This window comes from Streptomyces sp. NPDC060035 (assembly GCF_042736635.1).
Lineage (GTDB): Bacteria > Actinomycetota > Actinomycetes > Streptomycetales > Streptomycetaceae > Streptomyces.
In genome coordinates this window covers 68118-85363 of sequence record NZ_JBHWVO010000029.1, presented here as the reverse complement: position 1 = coordinate 85363, position 17246 = coordinate 68118, and the positions used below count along the sequence as shown (strand labels likewise).

The 17246-nt window shown below is 70.1% G+C and carries 10 protein-coding genes; 2 read left to right on the top strand and 8 right to left on the bottom strand.

Features of this window, described 5'->3' with window-relative positions:
* Window positions 1-127: 127 nt before the first annotated feature.
* The 5 genes from ffh to ACFWBQ_RS32595 all read right to left on the bottom strand — a co-directional run bounded on the left by ffh (window position 128) and on the right by ACFWBQ_RS32595 (window position 7783).
* Entirely contained in the window at window positions 128-1675 is a 1548-nt protein-coding gene (gene ffh, locus ACFWBQ_RS32615) for a signal recognition particle protein (protein ID WP_385505350.1), read from the bottom strand.
* A gap of 122 nt (window positions 1676-1797) precedes the next feature.
* Window positions 1798-4251, bottom strand: coding sequence for a [protein-PII] uridylyltransferase (locus tag ACFWBQ_RS32610; protein ID WP_385505346.1), 2454 nt, complete (start codon window positions 4249-4251; stop codon window positions 1798-1800).
* Between the two features lie 32 nt (window positions 4252-4283).
* On the bottom strand, window positions 4284-4622 hold the full coding sequence (locus ACFWBQ_RS32605; RefSeq protein WP_014048583.1) for a P-II family nitrogen regulator: 339 nt from the start codon (window positions 4620-4622) through the stop codon (window positions 4284-4286).
* A complete protein-coding gene (locus tag ACFWBQ_RS32600; protein WP_385505339.1) occupies window positions 4619-5968 on the bottom strand; it encodes an ammonium transporter in 1350 nt (449 codons plus the stop codon). The genes ACFWBQ_RS32605 and ACFWBQ_RS32600 overlap by 4 nt, the downstream gene beginning before the upstream one ends.
* A gap of 339 nt (window positions 5969-6307) precedes the next feature.
* On the bottom strand, window positions 6308-7783 hold the full coding sequence (locus tag ACFWBQ_RS32595; protein ID WP_385505335.1) for a hypothetical protein: 1476 nt from the start codon (window positions 7781-7783) through the stop codon (window positions 6308-6310).
* Window positions 7784-8211: 428 nt separating this feature from the next.
* On the opposite strand from ACFWBQ_RS32595, the gene ACFWBQ_RS32590 reads away from it, so the two are divergent.
* Entirely contained in the window at window positions 8212-8859 is a 648-nt protein-coding gene (locus ACFWBQ_RS32590) for a bifunctional DNA primase/polymerase (RefSeq protein WP_385505332.1), read from the top strand.
* Window positions 8860-8924: 65 nt separating this feature from the next.
* Here ACFWBQ_RS32590 and ftsY read toward each other — a convergent pair whose 3' ends face one another.
* On the bottom strand, window positions 8925-10130 hold the full coding sequence (gene ftsY, locus ACFWBQ_RS32585) for a signal recognition particle-docking protein FtsY (protein ID WP_385505325.1): 1206 nt from the start codon (window positions 10128-10130) through the stop codon (window positions 8925-8927).
* Window positions 10131-10241: 111 nt separating this feature from the next.
* Here ftsY and ACFWBQ_RS32580 point away from each other — a divergent pair, with 111 nt between their 5' ends.
* Window positions 10242-11636 (top strand): cytosine permease, encoded by a 1395-nt coding sequence (locus tag ACFWBQ_RS32580; protein ID WP_385505319.1) that lies wholly within the window; start codon window positions 10242-10244, stop codon window positions 11634-11636.
* A gap of 103 nt (window positions 11637-11739) precedes the next feature.
* Here ACFWBQ_RS32580 and ACFWBQ_RS32575 read toward each other — a convergent pair whose 3' ends face one another.
* Both ACFWBQ_RS32575 and ACFWBQ_RS32570 read right to left on the bottom strand, forming a co-directional pair.
* A complete protein-coding gene (locus ACFWBQ_RS32575; RefSeq protein WP_385505305.1) occupies window positions 11740-13155 on the bottom strand; it encodes a sugar porter family MFS transporter in 1416 nt (471 codons plus the stop codon).
* A 263-nt stretch (window positions 13156-13418) separates the two neighbouring features.
* The gene (locus ACFWBQ_RS32570; RefSeq protein WP_385505299.1) at window positions 13419-17192 is read right to left on the bottom strand and encodes an AAA family ATPase; all 3774 of its coding nucleotides are present in this window, start codon (window positions 17190-17192) and stop codon (window positions 13419-13421) included.
* Window positions 17193-17246 lie beyond the last annotated feature (54 nt).

The following is a 17246-nucleotide window of genomic DNA, read 5'->3' as shown; positions in this document are numbered from 1 at the left end:
CGGGTTGGTTTTGGATGCCTACTGTGTTCCTTTTTCTGGGGTGGGTGTCGAGGGTGGGTTGGGGACCGGTGCTTGGGGTTGGGGCGCCCCGCCGGGGGGGGCGCCCCTTCCTCATGTCCACAACCGGTCAGCCCATGAACTTCTTGAACTCGTCCGGCAGCTCGAAGTTCTTGTCCTCCTGGGCGGGCAGACCGAACGCGCCGCCCTGCGCCGCCGCCTCACGGCGGGCAGCCTCGGCCTGCTCCTCGGCCTTGCGCTTCATCGGGTTGCCGCTCTTGCGCTTGCCCTTGGCCTGCTTGATCTGCTTCTTCTGACGGCCGGCGCCGCCGCCCGAGCCGGGCATCCCCGGCATCCCCGGCATTCCGCCGCCCTGGGCCATCTTCGACATCATCTTGCGGGCCTCGAAGAAGCGCTCCACCAGGCTCTTCACGGCGGAGACCTCGACGCCGGAGCCCTTGGCGATACGGGCCCGGCGTGAGCCGTTGATGACGGTCGGTTCCTGGCGCTCGTGCGGCGTCATCGACTTGATGATCGCGGCCGTGCGGTCCACGTCCCGCTCGTCGATGTTGTTGATCTGGTCCTTGATCTGCCCCATGCCGGGCAGCATCCCGAGCAGCTTGGAGATGGAGCCCATCTTCCTGACCTGCTCCATCTGCGACAGGAAGTCGTCGAGCGTGAAGTCCTTGCCCTTGCTCGACGCCAGCTTGGAGGCCATTTGAGCGGCCTCTTCCTGGCTGAAGGTCTTCTCCGCCTGCTCGATCAGGGTGAGCAGGTCACCCATGTCGAGGATGCGGGACGCCATGCGGTCGGGGTGGAAGGCGTCGAAGTCCTCGAGCTTCTCACCGTTCGACGCGAACATGACCTGCTTGCCCGTGACATGGGCGATCGACAGGGCGGCACCACCACGGGCGTCACCGTCGAGCTTGGAGAGGACCACACCGTCGAAGCCGACGCCGTCGCGGAAGGCCTCGGCGGTGTTGACCGCGTCCTGGCCGATCATCGCGTCGACGACGAAGAGGATCTCGTCGGGGCTGACGGCGTCGCGGATGTCCGCGGCCTGCTGCATCAGCTCCTGGTCGATACCGAGGCGGCCCGCGGTGTCGACCACGACCACGTCGTACTGCTTGACCCGGGCGTGCTCGATCGAGTCCTTGGCGACCTGGACCGGGTCGCCCACGCCGTTGCCCGGCTCCGGCGCGTACACCGCGACACCGGCGCGGTCGGCGACGACGCTGAGCTGGTTCACGGCGTTGGGGCGCTGGAGGTCACAGGCGACGAGCAGCGGCGAGTGGCCCTGGCTCTTGAGCCAGAGACCGAGCTTTCCGGCGAGGGTGGTCTTACCGGCACCCTGCAGGCCCGCGAGCATGATCACGGTGGGCGGGTTCTTGGCGAACCGGAGCCGCCGGGTCTCGCCGCCGAGGATGCCTACGAGTTCCTCGTTGACGATCTTGACGACCTGCTGGGCCGGATTCAGCGCCTGGGAGACCTCGACGCCACGCGCCCGCTCCTTGACGTTGGCGATGAAGGCACGGACGACGGGCAGGGCGACATCGGCCTCGAGCAGTGCGATACGGATCTCGCGAGCCGTGGCGTCGATGTCCGCCTCGGACAAGCGGCCCTTGCCCCTGAGGTTTTTGAAAGTCGCGCTAAGGCGGTCGGAGAGAGTATCGAACACGGCGCTCGTCGGTCCTCAGGGTCGGGGGTGGTGGCAGGTCAATCGCCCTCCAGGGTATCCGGACCCCGCGGAACGCAAAGCCCTCGGCCGGTTCTCGTGACGAACGGCTCCGGCGGCGGGGGTCAGCCCAGCGCCTTCTCCACCTCCCGGGCCACTGCCGCCGCCCGTTCCCGGGGCAGCGGCTCGCCGTCCGTGTCCGTGACGTAGAAGGCGTCCACCGCGTTCGCGCCGAGCGTCGAGACATGGGCGCTGCGCACCCGTACCGCGCTCTGCTCCAGTGCCCTGCCGATCCGGTGCAGCAGTCCCGGGGCGTCCTGCGCGCGCACCTCGATCACCGTGGCGAGCCGTGAGCCCGCCGCCGCGACGGTCACCCTGGGCGGCGGCGCCTTCACCCCGCGCCGCCGCGGGTAGGCGGCCTCGCGTTCGGCGAGACGGGTCCGGATGTCCAGGGATCCGTCCAGGGCCCGTACGAGGTCGGCGCGGAGCCGGGCAGCCTGCGGGAGAGATCCGTACTCGGCCGCGACCCGCCAGCTGAGCACCAGCAGACCGGCTGTTTCGCCCAGCTCGGTGGGGAGCTCGACGGCGCGCAGATCGGCGGCGCGGACGGTGAGGCGGTGCAGGGCGAGCACTCCGGCCGCGGCCGGCAGCACGCCGGGACGGTCGGGCAGGGCAATGAGGAGTTCGACGCCGACGGGTTCCGGTTCGCCGTCCTCCTGTACCGGCTCGGGCCGGGTGTGCAGGGACAGGACGGGTTCGCCGGTGCGCAGGGCCTCGATCGCGAGACGTTCCTGCTCGGCGCTGGGCGCGAGAGGTTCCGGCTCGGGCGGTTCCTCGCCCGCCAGGAGCGCGGCGACGCGCTTGACGAGGTCAGTGACGAGGGAGGCACGCCAGGAACTCCACGCGGCGGGACCGGTGGCCAGCGCGTCGGCCTCGGTCAGGGCGTGCAGGAGTTCCAGCGTGGAGGCGCTGCCCACGGCGGTGGCGACGGCGCGGACGGTCGCCGGATCGTCGAGGTCGCGCCGGGTGGCGGTCTCGATGAGCAGCAGATGGTGGCGTACGAGGGTGGCGAGGACGCCCACGTCCTGCTTGTCGAAGCCGATGCGGGCGGCCATGTCGCGGGCGATGACCTCACCCGCGACGGAGTGGTCCCCGGGCCAGCCCTTGCCGATGTCGTGGAGAAGGGCCGCGACCAGGAGGAGGTCGGGGCGGCCTACACGGCGGGTGAGGGAGGAGGCACGGACGGCCGTCTCGACGAGGTGACGGTCGACGGTCCAGGTGTGGACAGGGTTGCGCTGCGGACGGCAGTGGACCCGTTCCCAGTCGGGCAGCAGCCGGGTGATGATGCCTTCCGCCTCCAGGGCTTCCCAGACGCCGACCGTGGATTCGCCCGCGCCCAGCAGGGTGACGAGCTCCTCACGGGCCTGTGCCGGCCACGGCACGGGCATCGGCTGGGCCGCGGTCCTGAGATGGCGTACGAGGTGGCGGGAGAGCGGCAGCCCGGACTCGGCTGCCGCCGCGGCGGCCCGGAGGGTGAGGACGGGGTCCCGTTCGGGGCGTGCGGTGCGCGCGAGGACGACTTCGCCGTCCGCCTCGACGACGCCCTCGGCGAGCGGGGTGCGTTCCGGGGCGGCTTTGGCGCCGCCGCCGAGGATCGCCCGCAGACGGGGCCGGACGGAGCGGGCGCGCAGGACGCGGTTGACCTCGCGCCAGGTGACGTCGGTGGCGTACGAGACGATGCGGGCGGCCTCGTACACCTGGCGGAGCAGGGCGTCGGAGTCGAGGAGGCCGAGTGCACCGGCGACCTGGTCCTGTTCCTGCAGGGCGAGGCGGTCGGTGGCGCGGCCGGTGGTGAGGTGGAGGGCGTCGCGGGCGTCCAGGAGGGTGCGACGGGCCTCGGCGAGGCCTTCGCGGGGGGCGTCGGCGACCCAGGAGGCGGCGACGGCGCGCAGGGCGGTGGCATCGCGGAGACCGCCGCGGGCCTCCTTGAGGTCGGGTTCCAGGAGGAACTGGAGCTCGCCCATGCGTTCGGCCCGCTCGCGGCAGAGTTCGTCGAGGGCGGGGAGGCGTTTGGAGGCCTGGTTGCGCCAGTCGGCGAGGACGGCGGTGCGCAGTCCGGCGACGAGGCCGAGGTCTCCGGCGACGGGGCGTGCGTCGAGCAGGCCGAGCTGGACCTTGAGGTCCTCCCCCGCGGTCCTGAGTGCTTCGCCGGGAGTGCGTACGGAGTGGTCGAGGGCCAGGCCGAGGTCCCACACGGGGTACCAGATGCGGTCGGCGAGCGCGGCGATGGCTCCGGCGTCGGCACTGCCGTCGTGCAGGAGCAGGAGGTCGAGGTCGCTGCGCGGGGAGAGTTCGCCGCGGCCGTACCCGCCGACGGCGACGAGGGCCGCGCCGCGGACGCCCGCGGCCTCGACGGCCGCGGTGAACAACGCGGTCAGCCAGTCGTCGGTGATCCGGGCCAGGGCAGCACGGCGCGGCGGCCCGGACTGCGTCTTCTCCTGGAGAAGACGCAGCCGGGCCGCCGCGTAGCCGCTGGGTCCCGAGTCCTCGGATTCGGTGGTCACTTCGGTGCTCGTCACCCAGCTGCCTTTCCGTTCACGGGAAACGTCGGTCAGAGTGCGTCCGGGCCGCGTTCGCCGGTCCGTACACGGATCGCGGTCTCGACGGGGACGCTCCAGACCTTTCCGTCACCGATCTTGCCCGTCCGGGCGGCTTTGACAACCACATCGATGAGCTGTTCGGCGTCCTCGTCCTCGACAAGTACCTCGATGCGGATCTTGGGTACGAGGTCGACGGTGTACTCGGCGCCCCGGTAGACCTCGGTGTGTCCGCGCTGCCGCCCGTAACCGCTGGCTTCCGTGACCGTGAGGCCCTGGACGCCGAAGGCCTGGAGGGCCTCCTTGATCTCGTCCAGCCTGTGCGGCTTCACGACTGCGGTGATGAGCTTCATGCGTCCACCTTCTTGTTCGTCGGGGCTGCCGTGGCGCCGGGCGCCGGAGGTGTGGTGCGCGTGGCGCCGCCGCCGGCGCCGCTGAAGTCGTACGCCGTCTCGGCGTGCTCGACCTGGTCGATGCCGGAGATCTCGTCGTCCTCGGAGACGCGCATCCCGATCGTCTTGTCCAGGAGGAAGGCGAGGACCGCGGAGACGACCAGAGAGTACGCGAGGACCGCGAACACTCCGACGGCCTGCTTGCCGAGCTGGTCGAGGCCGCCGCCGTAGAAGAGCCCCTTGGCGTCGGACTGCACACCGCCGGTGGCGAAGAAGCCGACGAGGAGGGAGCCGATGACACCGCCGACGAGGTGGACGCCGACGACGTCCAGGGAGTCGTCGTAGCCGAGCTTGTACTTCAGGCCGACGGCCATGGCGCACAGCACACCGGCGATGACGCCGACCGCGATGGCACCGAGCGGGCTGACGGCGCCGCCCGCCGGGGTGATGGCGACGAGTCCTGCCACGGCGCCGGACGCCGCACCCAGGGTGGTGAAGGAGCCGTGGCGGATCTTCTCGTAGGCGAGCCAGCCCAGGACGGCTGCGCCGGTGGCGACCTGCGTGTTGACGAACATGACCGCGCCGACACCGTCGTCGTTGCCGAGCCACGAGCCGGCGTTGAAGCCGAACCAGCCGAACCACAGGAGCGCGGCACCGAGCATGACGAGCGGCAGGCTGTGCGGCCGCATCGGGTCCTTCTTGAAGCCGACCCGCTTGCCGATGACCAGGATCACGCCGAGAGCTGCGGCACCTGCGTTGATGTGGACTGCCGTACCACCGGCGAAGTCGATGACACCCAGCTCGAAGAGCCAGCCGCCGGCGCCCCAGACCCAGTGCGCGACCGGGAAGTAGACGACGGTGACCCACAGCGCGATGAACAGGGCCCAGGAGGTGAACTTGACCCGGTCGGCGAGGGCGCCGCTGATGAGGGCCGGGGTGAGCACGGCGAACATCAGCTGGAAGACGGCGAAGACGTAGGTCGGGATGGTGTAGCCGTCCCAGAGCTCCGTGACGCCGATCCCGCTGAGGCCGACGAAGTCCGAGCTCCAGCCGATGACGGAGCCGACGTCGGCGCCGAAGGCGAGGCTGAATCCGTAGAGCACCCACAGGATCGTGACGATCCCGAGGCTGATGAAGCTCATCATCAGCATGTTCAGGGTGCTCTTGACGCGGACCATGCCTCCGTAGAAGAAGGCCAGGCCCGGGGTCATCAGCATCACCATCGCGGAGCAGATGAGCATGAACCCGGTGTTGGCGGCAGACAGCGTCGGGGCGTCTGCAGCAAGCGTCGTGATGCCTGGGGGCATCGGCGTCTCCTCGTCGTCGGTGCGGCCACGTGCGGGGGTGCGGGACCACTGTGGAAAAGGTGCGGGCCGGTTATGCGCCATGAGATTCGCGCAGCGCCGTTTCCACGAATGCCGCACGATGTTTCGCCGCAGTGACGAAGGGACGCCGCGTGTTACGTCCGAATGAACCGGGAGTGGCGAACCCGGTGTGCTGCCTACCATGCTGCCTGCGCCGCATACGGTGCGGTTCGGACGGCTCACGACGTGAACCGGCCACGGCAGCCACCCGCTGACCTGGCAATGGGGGAGCCGAGTCGGGATGTACGGGATGGCTGCCGTGGCCGGTGGCCGGGGTGGCGGTCAGACCGCTTCCGCGGTCTCCGGAAGCTGCTCGGTGAGCAGGTCGGTGAGCCGGGCGACCTCGCGAATGTCACCGAAGTCCCTGGCAGCGGTGTCGACGGTCTTGCGGAGCCGGGTGTTCACGCGCTCGGACCTGACCTTCTTGGCGATCTTCAGGGCCCGGGTGGCCAGCACGGTCGACTCCTCGGGCTCGCGCTTGAGGAGATGCACGGTGGCCATGCCGATCAGATTGAGTGCGAAGGACCTCTGGTGCTCGTCGTCCTCGCCGAAGAGCTCGACGGCGCGCGCCATGACGGGCTCGGCCAGCGAGGCGTACGTGGGGCTGCGGCCTGCGACGTAGGCGAGGTCACGGTAGGAGTGGGCGTTCTCGCCGTGCAGTTCGGCGTCGGAGAAGAAACGGATCCAGTCGGGCTCGGGCTCGCCGTCGAGTCCTGCGTCGACGAAGGTGTCCTCGGCCATCCGGACCGCTCGCTTGCACTTGCTGGGCTGGCCCATGTTGGCGTACGCACGGGCCTCCATCGCATACAGCATGGCCTGGGTGCGTCCGGTGGCGCAGTCCCGGCTGCCGTACTGGGCGAGGTGGATGAGTTCGAGTGCGTCGTCGGGCCGCCCGAGGTGGATCATCTGACGGCTCATGCTGGACAGGATGTACGAACCCAGCGGCTTGTCCCCCGCTTCCTTGGAGGCGTGCAGGGCAAGGACGAAGTACTTCTGCGCGGTGGGCTGGAGGCCTACGTCGTAGCTCATCCAGCCGGCCAGTTCGGCCAGTTCGGCGGCGCACCGGAAGAGACGCTTGGCGGTCGCCTCGGGCTGGGATTCCTGTAACAGGTCGGTGACCTCGTGGAGTTGGCCTACGACGGCCTTGCGGCGCAGCCCGCCACCGCACTGCGCGTCCCACTGGCGGAACATCGCGGTAGTGGACTCCAGCAGGTCCAGCTCGGGACCGGAGAGCCGTGAGGGACGTTGGCCCAGGGCGGATGGTTCCGGCACCGGGGGCCCGGAGGGGGCCACGGGCACCAGCCAGCGCTGCATCGGCTCGATGAGGGTGGGGCCCGCCGCGAGGGCGAGGGAGGAACCGAGGAAGCCGCGCCGCGCCAGCATCAGGTCGCTGCGGGAGAACTCACTGAGCAGCGCGACTGTCTGCGGGCCCGCCCAGGGCAGGTCGACCCCGGCCACCGAGGGTGACTGATGGGCGGCGCGCAGGCCGAGGTCCTCGACGGCCACGACGGCGCCGAAGCGTTCGGAGAAGAGCTCGGAGAGGATGCGCGGGATGGGTTCACGCGGCTGTTCGCCATCGAGCCAGCGCCGGACCCGGGAGGTGTCGGTGCTGATGTGGTGGGCGCCCAGCTGGCGCGCACGTCGGTTCACCTGGCGCGCGAGCTCGCCCTTCGACCAGCCGCTGCGCACGAACCATGATCCCAATTGCCCATTGGGGCGCTTCCCGGCATTCGCCTCGCCTGCGCCGCTGCCACTCACTGGAACGCCCCCATCCCGCTGAAACCTGTCGCGCGAACCTCTATCAGAATGCCGTGCATCGGTGCTGTCCGTACGGACGTTGCGCACCATCGAACAGAGAATCGGGTTGCCCGGGGCATACCCGTGAGCGCACATGCAATTGCATGGTTCGAGTACCGACGGTAATCCTACGATCACTGCTTACGCGAGGGTGACCGCGGAAACGCCACCATTCGCCACCCCTTCGGATGAACCCGCCCGGCGTCGACCGCGATTCACTTGACAGGCCGCGATCAGGGACAGGCGGAGTGAAGCATTCAGGGGCGCGTGAACCGTATCGCGCACCCCCTCGATGTCACCCCGCGCGTCATCGGGCCGCCGGCCGCGCCGGAGGACGCTCGCGTGCTCCGGGTCGTAACCACCGGTGACTCGGACCCGTTGGAGGGGGCATGGGCTTCACGATCGGCGGCATCCGTGAGATGCGATCCGGCTCGCGGCGCCGCGGCCGTGCGGCCGAGGGCACCGCGGTGGCCGAGTACACAGGACTCTGGGGCTGGGCGGTGGCTCCGGGGGCACGTGCGGCGGACGGCGCCTGCTCGTGCGGCGACCGTGTGTGTGCGGCCCCCGGGGCGCACCCCCTGGACTTCGCCCGGGAGGTACCGGCGGGCGCCACCTTCACGACCGCCGCGAACGCCTGGGCCGAGGCGCCCGGCGCCTCGATGCTGCTCCCCGTGGGCCGCAGCTTCGACGTGCTCGACGTCGCCGAAGCAGCCGGCCGGCGGGCTCTGGTCCGCATGGAGCGGATGGGGCTGCCGCTGGGCCCGGTGACGGTGACGCCCACCGGGCGGACACAGTTCTTCGTAGCCCCCGGTGCCGCGACGGGGCTGCCGGGACTCCTGTACCGGATGGGCTGGGACGACGCGGATCTGGATCTGCGGGCGCTGGGCCCGGGTACGTACATCACGGCTCCGCCGTCCGACCTGGGGGGTCTCGGCCCGGTCCGCTGGCTGCGCCCCCCGGTGCCTGACACGGCGGTCACTCCCCCGCAGGCACGTCTGCTGCTGGGCACGCTGGCCTACATATGCCACCGCTGGTGACGCCGGAAGGGCGGTGAACCCTTTTCGGGTCCACCGCCCTTCCGGCGTGCGCGGAGGTACGGGTATCAGTCGCCGATCAGTGCGTCGACGAAGGCATCCGGCTCGAACGGAGCCAGGTCGTCCGGCCCCTCACCGAGGCCGATGAGCTTCACCGGTACGCCCAGCTCACGCTGGACCGCGATGACGATGCCGCCCTTGGCGGTGCCGTCCAGCTTGGTCAGGACGATGCCGGTGATGTCGACCACCTCGGCGAACACCCGTGCCTGCACCAGGCCGTTCTGGCCGGTGGTGGCGTCGAGGACGAGGAGGATCTCGTCGAGCGGCCCGTGCTTCTCGACGACCCGCTTGACCTTGCCGAGCTCATCCATGAGGCCGGTCTTGGTGTGCAGCCGGCCGGCGGTGTCGATCAGCACGACGTCGGCGCCCTCGGCGATACCTTCCTTCACCGCGTCGAAGGCGATCGACGCCGGGTCTCCGCCCTCGGGCCCGCGGACCGTACGGGCGCCGACCCGCTCGCCCCAGGTCTGGAGCTGATCCGCCGCAGCGGCGCGGAAGGTGTCGGCCGCACCGAGCACGACACTGCGGCCGTCGGCGACGAGAACCCGGGCGAGCTTGCCCGTGGTGGTCGTCTTGCCGGTGCCGTTGACGCCGACGACCATCACGACGCCGGGTGTTTCGGCGCCGCCCTCCGTCTTCACGGCACGGTCGAAGTCGGTGCCGAGAAGGGTGATGAGCTCCTCGCGCAACAGCGTGCGCAGCCCTTCCGGCGTACGGGTACCGAGGATGCGGACCCTCTCGCGGAGCCGCTCCACCAGTTCCTGGGTGGGCGCGACACCGACGTCGGCGGTCAGGAGCGTGTCCTCGATCTCCTCCCAGGTGTCCTCGTCGAGGTTGTCGCGGGACAGGAGCGTGAGCAGCCCCTTGCCCAGGGAGTTCTGCGAGCGGGCGAGCCTCGTACGGAGCCGTACCAGACGGCCCTCGGTGGGCTCGGGGACTTCGAGCGCGGGGATCTCCGGCTCGATGACCACCGGGGCTTCCCCGGCGGGAGCCTCGGTGCCGGGGGGACCGACCTCCTCGATGGTGCGCCGCGCTTCGTCGCGCGGCGCCTCGGCTTCGTCGCCGACATGGGGTTCGGCGGGAGCAGTGATGGTCGGCGTGCTCGACGGCGCCGAGGGCGGCAGCTGCTTCTTCTTGCGGCTGCTGACCACGAGCCCGCTGATCAGGCCGACCGCGACCAGGGCGATGACTACAGCAAGGATGACGATTTCCATAACCCGTCCAGTATCGGCCACCGCCGTGGTCCGGGCGCTGTTCCGGAGGACCGCCCGGACGGACCATGTGAGCGTTATGCACCTTTTGGGGGTAAAGGTACGCTGCTGCCCGTGGAGAACCGCGGTCTCGATCCCGTCCCCGACGCCGAGCGCACCGGCCGGGTCCGCGCCCTCTTCCCCACCTGGGTGACGGCGAACATGACGGTTCTGCTGCTGACGGTGGGCGCCGGTCTCACCGTCTTCAACGGACTGAACTTCTGGCAGGTGCTCGCCGTCGCGGGTACGGCGCCGCTGCTCTCCTTCGGACTGGTCGGCCTGGTGTCGATCGCCGGGAAGCGCGGCGGCTCACCCGGCATGGCACTGTCGCGGGCGGTCTTCGGCCAGCGCGGCAACCTCTTCCCCGGTGCCCTGCTGTGGGTGGCCCGCTGGGGCTGGGAGACGGTCAACGCAGTGACCGGCTCCTACGCCCTGCTGGCGGTGCTCAACCTGCTGTTCGATGTCCGGAGCACCAGCAGACTGGTCATGGTGACCCTGACGGCCTTCGTGGCGGGCAGCTTCCTGGTCTCGGGGCTCGGCATCCGGGCGCTGCGAGGGTGCTGTGCCGTGTCGGCGTACCTCTTCGGCGGCGCCAGTCTCCTCGTGCTGATCGATCTGATCGGCTCGACACCGTGGCGGGCCGTCCTGGAGCGGCCCGCGGGCCCGGCGGCGATGATGATCGCGGGAATCGGGACTCTGGTCGCCGGGGGCATCAGCTGGGTCCCGTCCGCCCCGGACTTCGCCCGCTACCTGCCGCGTTCGGCATCCGGCCGGACGATGGTCGGCGTGACCGTGGGCGGGGCACTGATCGTCGTCCTGCCGATGGTGATGATGGGCGCGGTGATGGCGGTGGGCACGCCGGGTCTGGCCGTCACGAAGGATCCGGTGGCCTTCGTCGGGCCACTCCTGCCGGGATGGATCTCGGTGCCGTATCTCCTGATCGCCGTCGTCGGCATGGTGATGATCAACGCGATGTCGATGTACTCCGCCGGTTTCACCGCGCAGACGCTCGGATTCACGATGCCCCGCGCCTGGGCCGTGGGGGTGAATGCCACGATCAGTCTGCTGCTCGGCGGGCTGCTGATGATGGTGGCGACCAGTTTCATCGACGCGTTCATCTCCTTCCTGACCCTGCTCGCCGTGACGTTCTCCGCCTGGATCGGGGTGTTCGGCGCGGATCTGCTGCGGGGGCGTACGTACGACGCGGCAGCCCTGATGGACACGACGCCCCGCAGCGCCTACTGGTACTCGGCCGGCTTCTGCTGGCAGGCCATGACCGCCTGGGCCGCCGCCCTCGCGGTGGGGCTCTTGTTCACGACGGTGGAGTGGTTCACCGGCCCGCTCGCCGCCACCTGGATCGGGCGCAACGGCCTGGGCTGGGCGGCGACGATCCTGGTCGCGGCGGGGGTGTACGCGCCGCTGCCGCGCCCGGCCGCGCGTACGGACGGCGGCGGCCCCGTCGACTTCTGACGGCCTGCCCCCGACGGTCCCGGACCACGACAGCACGCTGCCCCGGTCGGGCAAGGGGCCGGACCGGGGCAGCGTTCTGTTCCGAGGAGAGGGGCAGCGGGGATTAGCCCATCTCCTCCAGCGCCTTGCCCTTTGTCTCCTTCACGAACATGAGCACGAAGGGGATCGAGAGCACGGCGAAGCAGGTGTAGATGATGTAGGTGCCCGACAGGTTCCAGTCCGCCAGGCTCGGGAAGCTCGCGGTGATCGCCCAGTTGGCGATCCACTGCGCCGACGCGGCGACACCGAGGGCGGCGGCACGGATGCGGTTCGGGAACATCTCGCCGAGGAAGACCCAGACCACGACACCCCACGACAGTGCGAAGAAGAGCACGAAGACATGGGCCGCGATGAGTGCGACGGTGCCCTCGGTGTCAGGGAGCTTGCCGTCGACGAGGTCGGCGGAGAAGGCCCAGGCCTCGAAGGCCAGCGCGATGGCCATACCGACCGAACCGACGAGCGCGAGCGGCCTGCGGCCGACCCGGTCCACGAGGACCATCGCGATCACGGTGCCGATGATGTTGATGATCGATGTGGTGAACGAGTAGAAGAACGAGCCGGTCGGGTCGATGCCGACCGACTGCCACAGCGTCGATGAGTAGTAGAACGCCACGTTGATGCCGACGAGCTGCTGGAAGACGGACAGTCCGATACCGACCCAGACGATCGGCAGGAATCCGAAGCGGCTCCCGAGCAGGTCGCTGAACTTCGACTTGTGCTCGCGGTGCATGGCCGTTTCGATCTCGTTCACCCGCACGTCGAGATCGACGTCCTTCCCTTCGACCTCTTCGAGGATCTTCCGGGCCCGGTCCTTCTTGCCGACGGAGATCAAAAAGCGCGGCGACTCGGGGATCGCGAAGGACAGCAGCCCGTACAGGATGGCGGGCACGACCATGACACCGAGCATCCACTGCCAGGCTTCGAAGCCGCCGATCTCGCCGCGCTGGTCGCCGTCGGCGATCTGCAGGATGCCGTAGTTGACCAGCTGCGAGATGGCGATGCCGATGACGATGGCGGCCTGCTGGAAGGAGCCGAGCCGGCCGCGGTAGGCGGGCGGCGAGACCTCGGCGATGTAGGCCGGGCCGATGACCGAGGCCATACCGATCGCGAAGCCGCCGATGATCCGCCACATGGCGAGGTCCCACAGGGCGAACGGGAGCGCGGAACCGACGGCGCTGATGGTGAACAGCACCGCGGCGATCTGCATACAGCGGATGCGGCCGATCCGGTCGGCGATGCGTCCCGCGGTTGCCGCGCCGATCGCACAGCCGATCAGGGCGACGGCGATGACCTGCGCCAGCGTCCCCGAGCCGATGTCGTAGCGGTCGCGGATGGCTTCCACAGCGCCGTTGATCACGGAACTGTCGTAGCCGAAGAGGAAGCCGCCCATGGCCGCGGCTGCGGTAATGAAGATGACATGGCCGAGATGCTCCGGGTGGGCCTCCCGGGCTCCGGACGGTCCGCGCGCTGTGCTGGTCACATGAACTCCTGATGCCTGGCCGCAACGTCAGGCGTGGGGGGTGAGCTCTCCCAGTGGCGCACAACTTTTCGCCAGACACCACTTGAAGGTAAAAACAACATTGCTGAGGTTATGCGTTCAAGTTTCGAAGTCAAGACTCGGGTCAAGCCTTTAAAGGGCAGACAACTACCCACCAGCACCCAAAAGGTGCGTTGAAGTGTTGAAGATTGGGCAAAGACGGCATGCCCGCGTGTGCCCACCGGTTGGTTCGGAGCGGCCAGGCCTCAGCGGAGCCGCTGGCTGATCACCTTGGAGACTCCGTCGCCCTGCATCGAGACGCCGTACAGCGCGTCGGCGACCTCCATCGTCCGCTTCTGATGCGTGATCACAATGAGCTGCGAGCTCTCCCGGAGCTCCTCCATGATCCGGATCAGACGCTGCAGATTGGTGTCGTCGAGCGCCGCCTCGACCTCGTCCATCACATAGAACGGGCTCGGCCTGGCCTTGAAGATGGAGACCAGCAGGGCAACGGCCGTAAGGGATCTCTCGCCTCCCGACAGCAGTGAAAGCCGCTTGACCTTCTTGCCCGGCGGCCTGGCCTCCACGTCGAGTCCTGTCGTCAGCATGTTGTCCGGGTCGGTGAGGATGAGCCGCCCCTCGCCGCCCGGGAAGAGCCGGGAGAAGACGCCCTCGAACTCACGTGCGGTGTCCCGGAACGCTTCGGTGAACACCTGCTCGACCCGCTCGTCGACCTCCTTGATCACCTGCATGAGATCGGCCCGGGTCTTCTTCAGGTCCTCGAGCTGCTCGGAGAGGAACTTGTGCCGTTCCTCCAGCGCGGAGAACTCCTCAAGGGCGAGCGGATTCACCTTCCCGAGTTGCTGATACGCCCGTTCGGCGGCCTTCAGCCTCTTCTCCTGCTCCGCCCTGACGAACGGCTTCGGCTGGTTACGGGCGTCCTCCGGATCCTCCGGAAGCTCCTCGCCCTCCGCCGCGGGGGACGGCGGCACGAGTTGGCCGGGGCCGTACTCGGCGGCGAGACCGGCCGGCTCCACGCCGAACTCCTCCAGCGCCTTCGTCTCCAGCTGTTCTATCCGCAGCCGCTTCTCGGCCCCGAGCACTTCGCCGCGGTGCACCGAATCGGTCAGCCGGTCGAGCTCGCCCTTGAGGTCACGGCCCCGGTTGCGTTCGGCCGCCAGCTCACGCTCGCGCCCGGCCTTCGCGGCCTCGGCCGTGACCCTCTCCTCCTCGGCCCGTACGACGGACACCTCGACGTGCGCGAGCAGCTGACGGGCACCGGAGGCCACGGCGGAGGCCACCGCGGCCTCGTGGCGCAGCCGGGTGCGGCGCTGCTCCGCGCGGGTACGGGCCTCGCGTTCGGCGCGGGCCCCGCGGTCGAGTGCCTCGGCGCGCCCGGCGAGTCCCTTGACCCGTTCCTCGTGGGTACGGACCTGGAGCCGCGCCTCCATCTCGGTCTGGCGTGCGTTGGCGCCGTCGGCGGCGAGCCGGTCCCGTACGGAGGTGTCGGGCTCCTCCTCGACAGGGGTCTCCTCGGCGACCAGCAGCCGCTCGCTGAGCTCCTCGGCCTCCTCGGTGGCCCGCTCCAGCGCCTCCTGGGCGCGGGCTGCGGACGCGGTCGTGCGCTCGGCCTCCCCGGCTGCGCCCCGGGCCTGCCCGGCCAGGCGGCCGAGCTGCTGAGCCACTCCGGACTTCTCCCGCTCCGCAGCCCGGCGCCGTTCTCCCAGCTCCTCCACACGGGCCGCGCCCTCGCTCCGCAGAGCGCCCGCGCGGTGCTGCGCCTCGGCCAGCTCCTCGCACCGTACGGCCAGCTCGGCCAGCTCCGCAGCGGCCTCGTCGACCGAGGCCTGCACCTCCAGGAGGCTGGGCGCACCGGCGGACCCGCCGTGCGCGAAGTGCACCCCCAGCACATCGCCCTCGCCCGTCACCGCGGTCAGCCCGGGGTGAGCGGCAACCAGGTCCTCGGCGTCCTCCAGCGTGCCGACGACGACCATGTCGCGTACCAGCCGCCGTACGGCCACCATGAGTTCGGCAGGCCCCTGCACGAGTTGGGCCACGGCCGGCGCGGACGCGGCACCCGGCCCTTCGGCGACCGCATCCGCGCCGGCCACGAGGGGAACCGCTACGGACGCAACGGACGCATCCGTACCGGCCACGGACCGAACGGCCGAGGACACAACGGCCCGCCCCTCCTGCGCGGCCTGCCCTGCCCCCGGGTGGCCAGGACCACCGGGCTCCCCGCCCTGCCCGGGTACGAGCCCCGCACCGTGCTCCGTGCCACCGCCGGACGACTGGCCCGGCAGATGCCCCGCGACGGCCCCCACGCCTCCCAGCAACAGAGCCGCACGGCCCGCGTCCTGCTTGCGCAGCAGACGGATCGCGTCCGCCGCCGTGGCCGGGTCCGTCACCGCGATCGCGTCGGCCGCCGCCCCCAGAGCCGCCGCCACCGCGACCTCGTACCCCGGAGCGACCGTGAGGAGTTCCGCGGCCGGGCCGAGCAGCCCCGACAGCCGGTCCCCTGCGCCGAGCAGCACGCCCGTGCCGTCCTTGCGGCGCAGTCCCAGCGAGAGTGCCTCGTGGCGGGCAGCGACCGCGGCACGTTTGCGCTCCGCCGATGTGGCCGCCTCCCGGGCCGCGCCGAGCGCCGCCTCGGCACCGGCCAGCTCCCGCTTGGCGGCCTCGTGCTGCTCCGCCAGTTCCGCGTCGCCCGCGTCCAGGCCGTCGACTTCGGCCTTGAGCTGTTCGTACTCCTCCTGTGCGGCGACCGCCCGCTCGCGTGCCTCGTCCCGCGATGCGGCCAGCCTGTCGATCTCGGCCTGCGCCGAACCGGCGCGACTGCGGGCAGCGTTGACCTGGCCGTTCAGCCGGGCAAGACCCTCGCGCCGGTCGGCGATGGCGCGGGCGGCGTCCCGGAGCCTGCGCTCCTCGGCAGCCAACTCCCTTTCCAGCTCGGCCCGGTGCGCGGTGGTGTCCTCCAGGGCGTGTTCCGCCGCCTCCAGTGCAGCCTCCAGCTCCGCCTCCTGCTCGCGGATCCGGGCGGCCTCACGCTCCATGTCCTCCGGGTCCCGGCCGCGCCGCTCCTCCTCCGGTGCGGCGGAGGCGCTCTTCACCCGCGCGTCGGCGAGCGAGATCGTGCCCCGCACGCGTTCGGCCAACTGCGAGAGTTCGTACCAGGTCTGCTGGGCCCGCTGCAGCCGTGGCGCCAGCCGCCGTACCTCGTCCTCGAGGTCGGCCTCGCGGGCGAGCGCCGCCTTGAGCTCGGCCTCCGCCTTCTCCCTGCGCAGCTTGAGCGCGGCTTCGTCGGCGATCTCGCCGCGCAGCGTGTCGTGCAGCCGCACCAGATCGTCGGCGAGAAGCCGCAGCCGGGCGTCCCGCAGATCGGCCTGGATGACGGCGGCCCGGCGGGCCACGGCGGCCTGGCGGCCCAGCGGTTTGAGCTGGCGGCGCAGTTCGTCGGTCAGGTCCTGGACCCGGGCCATGTTGGCCCCCATCGCCTCCAGCTTCCGCAGCGCCTTCTCCTTGCGCTTGCGGTGCTTGAGCACGCCGGCCGCCTCCTCGATGAAGGCGCGGCGCCCCATCGGATCGGCATGCAGTACGGAGTCCAGCCGCCCCTGCCCGACGATGACATGCATCTCACGGCCGATACCGGAGTCCGAGAGGAGTTCCTGGATGTCGAGCAGCCGGCAGGTGTCGCCATTGATCTGGTATTCGCTGCCGCCGTTGCGGAACATGATCCGCGTGATCGTCACTTCGGCGTACTCAATGGGCAGCGCACCATCGGAATTGTCGATGGTCAGCGACACTTCCGCGCGGCCGAGCGGTGGCCTCCCGGTGGTGCCGGCGAAGATCACGTCTTCCATCTTGCCGCCGCGCAGGGATTTCGCCCCCTGCTCGCCCATGACCCAGGAGAGCGCGTCCACCACATTGGATTTGCCGGACCCATTAGGACCGACGACGCAGGTGATCCCCGGTTCGAACCGCAGGGTCGTGGCGGAAGCGAATGATTTGAAACCACGCAGGGTCAGGGCCTTGAGGTGCACGCCGCCGGACTCTACCTTTCACTCTCGGTTTCGCTGATGAAGGTGCAGGGCACA

What these genes read in the sequence shown, in the direction of transcription:
- ACFWBQ_RS32590 (WP_385505332.1), top strand. Translation starts at nt 8,212, where the DNA reads ATGGGCTTCACGATCGGCGGCATCCGTGAGATGCGATCCGGCTCGCGG.
- ACFWBQ_RS32605 (WP_014048583.1), bottom strand. Translation starts at nt 4,622, where the DNA reads ATGAAGCTCATCACCGCAGTCGTGAAGCCGCACAGGCTGGACGAGATC.
- ftsY (WP_385505325.1), bottom strand. Translation starts at nt 10,130, where the DNA reads ATGGAAATCGTCATCCTTGCTGTAGTCATCGCCCTGGTCGCGGTCGGC.
- ACFWBQ_RS32600 (WP_385505339.1), bottom strand. Translation starts at nt 5,968, where the DNA reads ATGCCCCCAGGCATCACGACGCTTGCTGCAGACGCCCCGACGCTGTCT.